Source organism: Tenacibaculum agarivorans (genome assembly GCF_001936575.1).
Taxonomy (GTDB): Bacteria; Bacteroidota; Bacteroidia; order Flavobacteriales; family Flavobacteriaceae; genus Polaribacter; species Polaribacter agarivorans.
Window position 1 is genome coordinate 33,381 of record NZ_MSMP01000011.1, and the last position, 12,502, is coordinate 45,882.

The 12,502-nt window shown below is 29.6% G+C and carries 12 protein-coding genes; 11 read left to right on the plus strand and 1 reads right to left on the minus strand.

The annotated features are described in order from the left end of the window. The first annotated feature begins 56 nt into the window (after positions 1–56). Entirely contained in the window at positions 57–866 is an 810-nt protein-coding gene (locus tag BVC87_RS10025) for a hypothetical protein (protein ID WP_075342239.1), read from the plus strand. A 155-nt stretch (positions 867–1,021) separates the two neighbouring features. On the opposite strand, the gene BVC87_RS10030 is transcribed toward BVC87_RS10025, so the two are convergent. Then, complete coding sequence (locus tag BVC87_RS10030; protein ID WP_075342240.1) at positions 1,022–1,741, minus strand: hypothetical protein; 720 nt, start codon at positions 1,739–1,741, stop codon at positions 1,022–1,024. Positions 1,742–2,119: 378 nt separating this feature from the next. On the opposite strand from BVC87_RS10030, the gene BVC87_RS10035 reads away from it, so the two are divergent. The 10 genes from BVC87_RS10035 (at position 2,120) to BVC87_RS10080 (ending at position 12,478) form a co-directional block, all read left to right on the plus strand. After that, positions 2,120–2,323: a hypothetical protein gene (locus tag BVC87_RS10035; RefSeq protein WP_143569755.1), complete on the plus strand. Its 204-nt coding sequence runs from the start codon at positions 2,120–2,122 to the stop codon at positions 2,321–2,323. Between the two features lie 41 nt (positions 2,324–2,364). Further along, positions 2,365–4,092, plus strand: a complete 1,728-nt coding sequence (locus BVC87_RS10040) for a tetratricopeptide repeat-containing sensor histidine kinase (RefSeq protein ID WP_143569756.1) — start codon at positions 2,365–2,367, stop codon at positions 4,090–4,092. A gap of 2 nt (positions 4,093–4,094) precedes the next feature. After that, the gene (locus BVC87_RS10045) at positions 4,095–4,760 is read left to right on the plus strand and encodes a DNA-binding response regulator (RefSeq protein WP_075342243.1); all 666 of its coding nucleotides are present in this window, start codon (positions 4,095–4,097) and stop codon (positions 4,758–4,760) included. A 146-nt stretch (positions 4,761–4,906) separates the two neighbouring features. After that, on the plus strand, positions 4,907–5,077 hold the full coding sequence (locus BVC87_RS23690; RefSeq protein ID WP_200799182.1) for a hypothetical protein: 171 nt from the start codon (positions 4,907–4,909) through the stop codon (positions 5,075–5,077). A 183-nt stretch (positions 5,078–5,260) separates the two neighbouring features. Next, the gene (locus tag BVC87_RS10050) at positions 5,261–5,557 is read left to right on the plus strand and encodes a TM2 domain-containing protein (RefSeq protein WP_075342244.1); all 297 of its coding nucleotides are present in this window, start codon (positions 5,261–5,263) and stop codon (positions 5,555–5,557) included. A 175-nt stretch (positions 5,558–5,732) separates the two neighbouring features. Further along, a complete protein-coding gene (locus tag BVC87_RS10055; protein ID WP_075342245.1) occupies positions 5,733–6,248 on the plus strand; it encodes an SH3 domain-containing protein in 516 nt (171 codons plus the stop codon). A gap of 291 nt (positions 6,249–6,539) precedes the next feature. Continuing rightward, positions 6,540–6,719 (plus strand): hypothetical protein, encoded by a 180-nt coding sequence (locus BVC87_RS10065; protein ID WP_075342247.1) that lies wholly within the window; start codon positions 6,540–6,542, stop codon positions 6,717–6,719. Between the two features lie 163 nt (positions 6,720–6,882). Continuing rightward, positions 6,883–8,742, plus strand: a complete 1,860-nt coding sequence (locus BVC87_RS10070; protein WP_075342248.1) for a DNA topoisomerase IV subunit B — start codon at positions 6,883–6,885, stop codon at positions 8,740–8,742. 189 nt (positions 8,743–8,931) lie between these two features. Further along, entirely contained in the window at positions 8,932–11,619 is a 2,688-nt protein-coding gene (locus BVC87_RS10075) for a DNA gyrase/topoisomerase IV subunit A (protein WP_075342249.1), read from the plus strand. 34 nt (positions 11,620–11,653) lie between these two features. Continuing rightward, positions 11,654–12,478, plus strand: coding sequence for a mechanosensitive ion channel family protein (locus tag BVC87_RS10080; RefSeq protein WP_075342376.1), 825 nt, complete (start codon positions 11,654–11,656; stop codon positions 12,476–12,478). The last annotated feature ends 24 nt before the right edge of the window (positions 12,479–12,502 follow it).

The following is a 12,502-nucleotide window of genomic DNA, read 5'->3' on the forward strand; positions in this document are numbered from 1 at the left end:
TAAGTTAATAGAAAAGTAAGAATTTTAAGGTGTTTAACCTTTAATCTGAAATTAAAATGAAAAAAATTACGCAACAATTAGTAGTATTAATTCTAACTACTTTAATTAACACTCAACTTTTTGCACAAAGCACAGCAAATGAATCTTTAGACTTAGTCATTTCTTCTACAGAAGTTATACAAGAAAGTACAGATAATGCATCTGCAGCAGTAAGAACTATTACTATAGCTTATATTTTTGGTCAACAACCAAATACAAGCGGTTTTTTAGCTACAATAAATAGGGAGTTATCTATTGTAGAAGAATATTCTGATGAAATGAATCAGTACGCTTATTTTGCGGAAAGATTAAGTGAAAATGATTTAGATACGAGTGATGTAAGAGATGCAGCTTCTCAAATAGAAGGTATTGGTGACTATGTAGAAATTAATGCAAGATCTTTGGCTACGGCTATTGAAGCTGATGATCAAATCGAAGCAACAAGATTAATTAGAGTATTGAATAGATATTTACAAAATATTCAACGTTATGCTGAAGAAGCTAGAGATAATGCGGAAGAATTAAAAGCAATTCCTGCATCATTCAAAGTGAGAATTGAATTGGTAGATTATGCTGGAAATCCTGTATCTGCTGATACTTTACCAGGTTATGTAGCTACGAATACAGAAACGAATGAGTTCTTTTATGCTGGAGAAAATCAAGGAGATCCAATAGATGTGTTTTTAAATCTTTCAGAAGGAACTTACAGATTTGATGCTTACGACGGTTATTTCGATGGAGCAAGTAGTAAAGTTGTAACATTATCAAGTGATTTGGTAAATACCGATGGAGAAATTGTAGTGACTTTAAACTATTGGTCAGAATAAAACTAAATTTCTATAGAACAAAAAAGGCTGTCTAAAAAGTATTTTCAAACGTCATTACGAAAAATTTTAATTTTGAAGTAATCTTGTTAACAGTAACTTAAATTTAAAAGATTCCTTCATATCATTCGGAATGACGACTTTTGAGACGGCCTCTTTTATTCATTCAATAAACCTTCTTTATAAAGTATTGTTCTACTAACAGGTTCTAGTTCTTTTTTTGTTTCCGGATGAATTCCACGATGTGTAAAAAACTCTCCTTTTCCTTCTCTATTTTTACCATACCAATAATTTTCTTTTCTTTCATTATCTTTCATTATTGTAAAAAAAATAGTGCTAGTGTCTACAGCTTTTTTTCTAAAAGCTTTGATGTTTATTTTATATTCTGTGTTGTCTATAGCCCCATTGGTAGTACATGATGTTTTTTCATAATGATCTCCTTTCCATACAATACAATCATAAGAATAAAAAAAATGATTTTCATTAATAACGATAGCAATATAAAGTGTGATGAATAAACTCAAACTTATAGTAACAGTCTTTTTCCAGATACTATTACTTATCGGCAAGGTAATTACTCCTCTGTTTTTTATGATAAAGTCTTCATAATTTTTATACTCTAGATATTCAGAAATTAGATTGAGTAAAGCTTTTTTGGGAGTTCCAGCACCATTTGATCTTTCCTCCACATACTTCTCATAATAATTTTTCATTGTTTTAGAAGTAACTGAAACTTGATCTTTTTTGTATTCTTCAAACTCAGGTCGTTTTAAAATATGCTCTTCAAAGAAGTCAAAATAACCATTTTTATTTTTTCTATCATTTTCTTCTTCTAACTCAAGTTTTTCATACAAAGCTTGCAACAATTCTTTCAACATATTATATGGAAATTGATTTTTCCAAAAATAAATTCTATGGAAAATTTATGGAAAAGGATATCCGTAAAATAGAAAAATATTTTCTATTTCTTTTCTGTTGATTTTCTACAAAATACTGAAAATCAGAGATATGTTTGTGGTGTGATTGATCGGGGAATCAAAATATAAACACTACGATTTTTTCACAATCTATGAGATCTACATCAGCTGACATTTTAAGAAGGGAAGCTTTTAAACGAAGCTGATTAGACACCTCACTTCCCGCGAAAGAGGCGCGCGACTCTTTTAAAATTTTAGGCTTTTCCAAGCACATTTTGGAACTGAGCACTCTTGCTTGGAAAGAACATTAATGCTCAAATTTTAATAGAGAATTTTATTATGAAACGATTATTTATAATATTCGCACTGATTATAGGGAACACCATTTTTACATCTTGTACAGATTTAACGGAGGAAAATTTAGTTACAGATGATTTACAACAAGAAATACAAGGAACAGGAGGTGGTTCAAATGGAGGAAATAATGATCCAGATCCAGATCCAGAACCTGAACCAGATCCAGAATCTGAAAATGGGAATTAAAAGACTTGATATATAATTCATAAAAGTTTTAAATTAGGAGGATGAAATTGTACAAATTAGTCCTCCTCTTTTTTTTGATCTATTATAATTTTTCGTTTGGTCAAGAAAATAATGATATCGAAAAAATTAAAAAGAAAATATCAATAGCTAAAGAAGATCGAGATTTAGCAAGGAACTACTATAAACTAGGTTATACATATAATAAACAAAAACAATTAGACAGCGCTTATAGGTATATTTTATTATCCAAAAATTTACATATAAAACTAAAAGATACTTTAGAGGTAGCAAAAAGATTATATAGTTTAGGGAAAATAGAATATAAGAAAGAATTATATTTTAAAAGCGACTCCACTCTTGTTGAGGCTTTAAAGTTATTAAAAGAGAAAAAGAATGAGCTTAAAATAACTACTTCGATATACAATTTGTTAGGAATTAATGCAAATTTGACGAATAAATACAAACAAGCTATAGAATGGTATAATAAAGCTCTATTGTTGGCAAAAGATTCTGTAAACAAGTATAGATATTTAAATAATATAGCTAATAATTTTATTTCATTAGAAAAATATAATAAGGCTAAAGATATCTTATTCAAGATAAAAACAAGTTCTTATTTTGATAGTTTAAATCTTGATTTGCGATGGAAAGTTATTGATAATTTTAACTATGCAAAACTTGAAAATGGTGAAACAGTAGAAGAAGAGGAATTTTTAAGAATTGCAGAGGCTAAAAAAGAAAAAAACGAAATAGCCAGTTTATTTACAAGTTACTCTTATTTAAGTTACTGTAATAAAAAAAATAAAAATTTAAAAAGAGCTCAATATTATGCGAATTTGATGTATAAACTTTCTTTTGATTATGATAGACCAAATGATAGAGTTTTTGCAATTGATCAAATTTTATCTTTACAACCTGGATCATACTTTAAAAAATTAAGTGAAGAAAGAATGTTTTTATCTGATAGTATAAATAATGCTAAGCAAAAAAAAAGAAACGAATTTGTAACAAATGTTTATAATTACGATGAAGCAAATAGGAAAAAATTAATAGCAGAAGCAAATTACGCAAAAGAAAAAACCAAGCACTTAGAACAAAAATCTCAAAAACAACAATGGATTTTTACAGCCATAGCTTTATTACTGACTTCAATTACCTATATCTATTATAGGAGGCAAAAAACAAAAAAAGAAAAAATAATAGAAGTCTATAAAACAGAAACCCGATTGGCTAAAAAAATACATGATGAATTGGCCAATGATGTGTATTTAGCTATGAATAAATTACAAAATAGTGAAGCAGTACAATCCTCAGAATTACTAGTTGATTTGGATAAAATATATAAACAAACAAGAGACATATCTCATGAAAATAGTCCTGTAGTCACAGGAGAAAAGTTTCAAGAGTTTTTACAACAACTTTTTATAGATTTCTCAACAGACGAGTGTAAAATTATGAATAAAGGGTTGTCAGAAATACAAGTAAATATGCTAACCAAAGAAAAGCAAATTGTAGTATATAGAGTGTTGCAAGAACTTTTAGTAAATATGAAAAAGCATAGTCAAGCTAATTTAGTAGTTATTGCTTTTGAACAAGAAAAAGATAAAATTAAAGTTCGTTATAAAGATAATGGACTAGGTACAGAACTAATCGCTAGCAAAAATGGATTGAAGAATATGGAAACCCGTATGCAATCCATTGGAGGAACAATTACATTTGATTCAGAAAAACAAAAAGGTTTTCAGGCGAAATTCCAATTTAAAAAGTAATTATGTTTCAAAAAGTATTAATAGCAGAAGATGCGGATTTAGCTTCAAGCGGAGTACGTAAGGCCTTAGAAGAATTAGAAATACCTAAAATAGAGTATTCACAATATTGCGACGAAGCTTTTATAAAATTTAAAAATGCAATTCGAATAGAAGAGCCCTTCGATTTATTAATTAGTGATTTATCATTTGTTGGAAATCCTAATACCCAACGATTACATTCTGGTGATGAATTAGTGAAGGAAGTAAAAAGTTTAGATCCTACGCTAAAAACTATACTTTTTTCAATAGAAGATAGACCATTTAAAGTAAAACAATTATGTAATGATTTAGCATTAAATGGATATGTGTGGAAGTCCAATGATGCTTTAAAAGATCTAAAAAAAGCAATTTCTTTAATTAAAGACGATAACTTTTTTATCTCTCCTCAATTAGCTCACGTACTTAGGTCGAAAGAAAGTTTTGAAATAACGTCCTTTGATATTTTCTTATTACAACATTTAGCAGAAGGATTAGAACAAAAAGAAATAAGTGAAGAACTAAAGAAAAAAGGAATAAAACCTTCTAGTACAAGTTCTGTAGAAAAAAGACTAAAATTACTTAAAGAAAACTTTAATGCAAGTAACCCTACCCAATTAGTAGCTATTACTAAAGATTTTGGGTTGATATAGTAATGAGTATTACACTTAATTTACTAAAGTAAAAATATCATAAATAAATATTGTTTAATAATTCACTTACTCTACGGCTACCCGTAGGGTTTTGTTGTTTTATACAGGTAGTTTTGAAATAATATTAATTTCAAAATAGTTATAAAATGACACAAACACCATTAGGAACCATTAGAAGAACTGGACAAAAATGTCCAGAATCAGGAGTATGGGAAGCACAGGCAAATCCATCAGGTACTATTCCATTAACTAAAGGAGAAACATTTCCGCCGCATAATAAAGAAGCGGTAGATTGGAAACTAATTGCTTATGCTTAAAAGTTATTTTTAAAGTAGTTTTTAGACCTTACGGATAGTCGTAAGGTTTTGTTTTTTAGTAAAGTTAGTTTTGAAATGTAATACAATTTGTAGTCGGTTATGTTTTCGACAAAGGTTCTCAAATGCTAACTAATTAACTAACGCCGAATTGGAATCTTATAGGCATATTAAAATTATACTCATATGAAATCTAAAGGAGTAGCTTATTTATTATGGTTCTTTCTAGGGATATTTTCTGGCCACAGATTTTATCTTGGAAAAGTAGGAAGTGGAATTTTATATTTATTAACAGGTCAGTTATTTGGCATTGGTTGGATAATTGATCTTTTTACTCTTGGAGATATGGTTGATAAATATAATTTAATGCATGGATTTATCGGACCACATAAAGGAAATGTAAATCAAAGTCAAAATGTAGTTGTAAATGTAACAGCTCCTGTTCAACAAGCTCCAAGTAAAACAGAATCTTCGATAACATAATTTCTAAAAGTGAACAATAAAACATTCTAGATAAAAATATTGTGTAACAGAAAACTATGATTGAATAAGAAGATCTTTATGAATGATCGGTAAAAAAACAAAACCTTACGACTTCCCGTAAGGTTTTGTTTTTACATAGCGTTAATTTTATCAGTAAAGATTAAAAAACGCATTAATGACCAAGGAATCAAAAATGAAAAAATATGTATTACTAAGCTCTTTTTTAGTATTGGTAGCATGCCTACTCTTAGTACTAAATCATAAAAAAGAAACACAAAAAAAAGCAAAGTATTCAAATAGTAAAGTTTGTTATGTAGCAGTAAAAGCTAGATGTACAGGATCAATCTATTGTCGAGCTTGTAAAAACTGTAGTAGATGCAAATATTGTAATAGTGGAGGGGCATGTGGTGTGTGTACTGATAAACGAAAAAGAAGAACCACAACTCCAGAAGAACAATATACCACAGCACCTAGTGAAGTATCTTTAACTACTAAAATTGCTCAAGTAAAAAAATATAATACACCACTAAGAAGTGGAGCTGATGAAAGTTTTTATGTGATTCAGAATCTAAATAAATATGAAGTTTTAAAAGTTTTAAAACTTGAAAAAGAATGGTTCAAAGTTAAAGTAATACGAACAGATGCAATTGGATTTATTCATTCAAAGTATATAATGATACTTAATAATTAAATAGATAAAAAATGAAAAGCTTTAGAATAAGTATAAGAAAAAGAATTTATATATCATTTTCCCTATTGTTTGTATTATCAGCGTTTCAACAGAAGGAACAAGAAAAAGTTTATATATGCGTAAGTATAAAGAGTGAGAGATATCACTACAACAAAGAGTGTAGAGGATTATCTGGATGCAAATCAAAAGTAAAAATGATTACAAAGAAAAAAGCAGAAAGATTTGGAAGAATTTTATGTAAAATAGAGCGGAAGAAAAATTAGAGAATTTAAAATAAAAAATCAAAAACTATTGGTTAAATGGTATAGGAGTGTACAAAATGTTATATCAAACGGTTTTTGGGAATTAGAAATGTTCCCTGAAGTACATATTTTCAAAAAAGGAAAAAGAATAGCTTCTTTTATAGATGCTTCAGATACAACTAAATCTGATTTTGTAGCCTATCTGAAAAAAATTGAACAATCAAATTAGATTTTTAAATATTAAAATTTAATTTTCACATATTTTATTTGGCTATACGTCAACGTTTTCAACAGGGTTGGCGTTTTTTGTTAATTAAATCATTGAAGTAATTAATAAAAAAATAAACCTAAATACTATATTAGCAGTTCATACAAGAATCTCTACATATTTTATGGCGCAAGAAACAAAATATACCGAAGATAATATACGATCACTCGACTGGAAAGAGCATATCCGTATGCGGCCAGGTATGTATATTGGTAAGTTAGGAGATGGTTCTTCTCCTGATGATGGAATATACATTTTAGTAAAAGAAGTTCTCGATAATTCGATAGATGAATTTGTAATGGGAACAGGAAAAACTATCGAAGTATCTATCCAAGGGAATAAAGTTATTGTTCGAGATTATGGTAGAGGAATACCTTTAGGAAAAGTCGTAGATGTAGTATCTAAAATGAATACCGGAGGTAAATACGATTCGAGAGCCTTTAAAAAATCGGTAGGATTAAATGGAGTTGGTACCAAGGCTGTAAATGCCTTATCTACTTTTTTTAGAGTAGAGAGTACTCGCGATGGAAAATCTGCTTCTGCTGAATTTGAAAGAGGTAACCTAACAAATCAAGATTTATTAGAGGAAACGTCTAGGCGAAGAGGAACTAAAGTGACCTTTATTGCTGATGATAGTATTTTTAAAAATTATAAGTATCGTCCAGAATATATTATTCGCTTACTTAAAAACTATGTGTACTTAAATCCTGGGTTAACCATAGTTTTTAATGGAGAAAAGTATTATTCTGAAAATGGATTAAAAGATTTATTAGAAGATAATAATAACAAAGAGGATATGTTATATCCTATTATCCATTTAAGAGGAGATGATATTGAAGTAGCTATTACACACAGTAAAACACAGTATTCAGAGGAATATCATTCGTTTGTTAATGGACAAAATACTACGCAAGGAGGAACACATCAAGCTGCATTTAGAGAAGCTGTAGTAAAAACAGTACGTGAATTCTATGGAAAAAACTTTGATGCATCTGATGTTAGAAAGTCGATTATAGGAGCTATATCTATAAAAGTAATGGAACCTGTTTTTGAAAGTCAAACAAAAACAAAATTAGGTTCTACAGAAATGGGAGGTGATTTGCCAACGGTTAGGACTTATATAAACGATTTTATAAAAAACAAGCTAGATAATTATTTACATAAAAATACTGAAGTAGCTGAAAAACTTCAAAAGAAAATTTTACAGGCTGAGAAAGAACGTAAAGAATTATCTGGAATTCGAAAGTTAGCAAGAGATAGAGCTAAAAAAGCAAGTTTACATAATAAGAAACTGAGAGATTGTCGTATTCATTTCGGAGATACTAAAAAAGAAGATTACTTAAATACAACCTTGTTTATTACCGAGGGAGATTCAGCTTCTGGGTCTATTACTAAATCAAGAAATGTAAATACACAAGCAGTATTCAGTTTAAAAGGAAAACCGTTAAATTCATACGGATTAACAAAGAAAATTGTATATGAAAATGAGGAGTTTAATTTACTTCAAGCAGCATTAAATATAGAAGATGGATTAGAAGGTTTACGCTACAATAATATTGTAATCGCAACTGATGCCGATGTCGATGGAATGCATATTCGTTTGTTATTAATAACCTTCTTTTTGCAGTTTTTTCCAGAAGTAATCAAAGAAGGACATCTGTACATTTTAGAAACACCATTATTTAGGGTTCGAAATAAAAAAGAAACTATTTATTGTTATTCTGAAGAAGAAAAACAACAAGCAATACATAAGTTAAGAGGGAAACCCGAAATCACACGATTTAAAGGACTAGGGGAGATTTCACCAAATGAATTTGTCCATTTCATTGGAGATAATATTCGTTTAGACCCTGTGATGTTAGATAAAGAAATGTCTATAGATCAAATGTTACAATTCTATATGGGTAAAAACACACCAGATCGCCAAAAATTTATTATCGAAAATTTAAAGGTTGAACAGGATTTAATTGAAGAAGAGAAGTAAAATAAAACTAAATAGAAATATTTCATTTGTAGCAGTTTTTTTAATCCTATTATTACTATTCTCGATTAATTTTAATGATGTAACAAATAGAAGTAATTTTTCATCTTATTTTGGAATTATGGGATTATTAGTCTTTATAATTTTAAAATCGAAGAAATAAACTTCAAAACGTATAAACGTTTATAATACATGAGCGAAGAAAATAACAATTACGAACACGACGAAGAATTAACAAACGAAAACCAAGCTGAAAATGCCGAAACCATCACTAAGGTTACTGGTATGTATAAAGATTGGTTTTTAGATTATGCATCGTATGTAATTCTAGAACGTGCTGTACCGTCTATAGAAGACGGATTTAAACCAGTACAACGTCGTATCATGCATTCAATGAAAGATCTAGATGATGGGCGTTATAATAAAGTAGCAAACATTGTTGGACATACCATGCAGTATCACCCTCATGGTGATGCATCTATTGCTGATGCCATGGTACAAATGGGACAGAAGGAATTGCTTATTGATATGCAAGGAAACTGGGGTAATATCTTAACAGGAGATAGAGCAGCAGCTTCACGTTATATTGAAGCACGTTTATCAAAGTTTGCTTTAGATGTTGTTTTCAATCCTAAAACCACGGAATGGCAACAATCATATGATGGTCGTAAAAAAGAACCTGTAAATCTTCCAGTAAAATTTCCTTTATTACTAGCTCAAGGTGCTGAAGGTATTGCGGTAGGGTTATCAACTAAAATTTTACCCCATAATTTTAATGAATTGATAGACGCTTCTATCAAATATTTAAGAGGTAGAAGTTTTTCTATAGTTCCTGATTTTTTAACTGGTGGAATTGCAGATTTTACCAATTATAATGATGGTAAAAGAGGAGGTAAAGTTCGTGTACGTGCTAAAATTTCGCAATTAGATAAAAAGACCTTGGTCATTACTGAAATTCCTTTTGCTACTACTACAACATCATTGATTGATAGTATTTTAAAAGCTAATGACAAGGGAAAAATTAAAATCAAAAAGATAGAAGATAATACTGCAGCTAATGTAGAAATTTTGGTGCATTTACCACCAAATGTCTCTCCGGATAAAACCATAGATGCATTATATGCATTTACAAGTTGTGAGAATTCAATTTCTCCTTTATGCTGTATTATTGAAGACAACAAACCTATTTTTATTGGAGTTTCTGATGTGTTAAAACGTTCTACAGATTTTACCGTAGAATTATTAAAACAAGAATTAGAGATTCAATTGAATGAGTTAGAAGAACAATGGCATTTTTCTTCTTTAGAACGCATTTTTATTGAAAACAGAATCTATCGTGACATAGAGGAACAAGAAACTTGGGAAGGTGTAATTGAAGCAATTGATTTAGGATTAAAACCTCATACCACACATTTAAAAAGAGCTGTTACCGAAGAAGATATTGTACGACTTACTGAAATTAGAATTAAAAAGATTTCTAAGTTTGATATTGATAAAGCAAAACAATTTATTGAGAGTTTAGAAGAAAAAATAGCAGAAGTAAAAGAGCATTTAGCTAATCTAGTAGAGTTTGCTATTGATTATTTCAAAGAATTAAAATCGAAATACGGAAAAGGTAAAGAGCGTAAAACTGAAATCAGAATATTTGATGATATTGTAGCTACAAAAGTAGTAATGCGCAACGCCAAATTGTATGTAAATAGAGAAGAAGGGTTTATCGGAACTTCCTTACGTAAAGATGAATTTGTTTCTGATTGTGCGGATATCGATGATATCATTGTATTTCGAGAAGATGGTACTATGATAGTTACCAAAGTAGGAAGTAAAACCTTTGTTGGTAAAGGTATTATTCATATTGCAGTTTTCAAGAAAAAAGACAAGAGAACTGTTTACAATCTAATTTATAAAGATGGTGCTCGAGGACCAAGTTATATGAAGCGTTTTAATGTTACGGCGGTAACTAGAGATCGTGAATACGACTTAACTAATGGAAATAAAGGGTCTAAAGTTTTATATTTCTCTGCTAATCCTAATGGTGAAGCTGAGGTGGTAACTATTTTATTGAGAGCTGTAGGAAGTATTAAAAAATTAAAATGGGACTTAGATTTTGCTGATCTAGCAATAAAAGGTAGGAGTGTAAGAGGTAATTTAGTTACCAAGCATAGTATAAAGAAAGTTGAATTTAAAGAAGCAGGTGTCTCTACTTTAAAGCCTCGTAAAATTTGGTTTGATGATACTGTAAAACGTTTAAATGTAGATGAAAGAGGTGAGCTTTTAGGAGAATTTAAAGCAGAAGATAAAATTCTAATTGTAAAACAATCAGGAACGATAAAGGCAGTAACACCAGATTTAGCAATGCATTTCGACAATGATATGATTGTTTTAGAAAAATGGAAACCCAATAAGCCTATTTCAGCAATTTATTTTGATGGACATAAAGAGCGTTATTTTGTTAAGCGTTTTCTATTAGAAACTACAGATAAGGAAGAAACATTTATTACAGATCATGAAAAATCACAGTTACAAATTGTGGCTACTGATTATAGACCTATGGTAGAAGTTATTTTTTCTAAAAGAGCTTTACCAAGTATGAAGGTAAATTTTGAAGAATTTATAGCAATAAAAGGAATAAAAGCAATAGGAAATCAGTTAACTATGGCTAAGATTCGTACAGTTAATTTATTAGAGTCATTACCTTACGAAGAACCTGAGGAAGAAAAGGTTGAAAATATTGAGGTAAATGATGAAGAAACTGTTGTAACTTCTGAAGAAACTAATGAAGATCTAACTAAGCAAGAGAAAGCTAAAAAAGCTTTAGAAGCTGCCATTAAAAAGAAGAAAGAAGGAGGAGATGATGACAGTCAGACAGCTTTATTTTAAGTAGAGAAGAGCATTATTGAATAAAATTGGAAAAATGGTTCCATTTCATTTTGATTTAACAACTCCTTTAGGAATAGCATTGTATGTAATACTAGTACTATTTCTAGCTTGGATAGTATCTAGAATAACTAGATATCTGATTTTATTGGTAATAAAATCAAAAAAATCAGATCGATTTGGAAGAACTAGCATTCAATTCCTACGAAATTCAGTTAAGTTCTTTATAGGTATTTGCGCCTTAATTTATATTGTATTAACAGTACCAATACTTAGAAGTAAAGCTACAATAATATTCTCAGGAGCCGGTATTATCGCAGCTATACTGGGTTTTGCGGCACAAGCTGCATTATCGAATTTAATTGCAGGAGCATTTATTGTAATTTTTAAACCGTTTAGAGTTGGTGATTATATAAAGTTGGATGAAAAAAGAGTAGGAATAGTAGAAGATATTACATTACGTCATACTGTAATTAATAATTTTGAGAACAAACGCTTAATCATACCAAACTCCGTAATCAGTACAGATTCTGTATTAAACCACACGATACAAGATTCCCATGTTTTAAGTTTTAATAATTTTAAAATAGGATTACGAGCTGATATTGATCTAGCGAGAAAAATTATACGAGAAGAAGCTATAAAGTTACCCATGGTAATGGATACAGAAGCTGAATCTATAGACGTTCGTGTAATTGATATCCATGAAAGTTTTATTCATATCCGTGCGTATGTATGGATGAATGAACCTTTTCAAGAATTTAGAGGAAAATGTGCTTTAAAAGAAGCTGTACACAAACGATTTATTCTTGAAGGTGTAGATTTACCTATTCCAATTAATAAAATCGAACACATCGAATAATCCTAAATTATACCAATGCGTTCA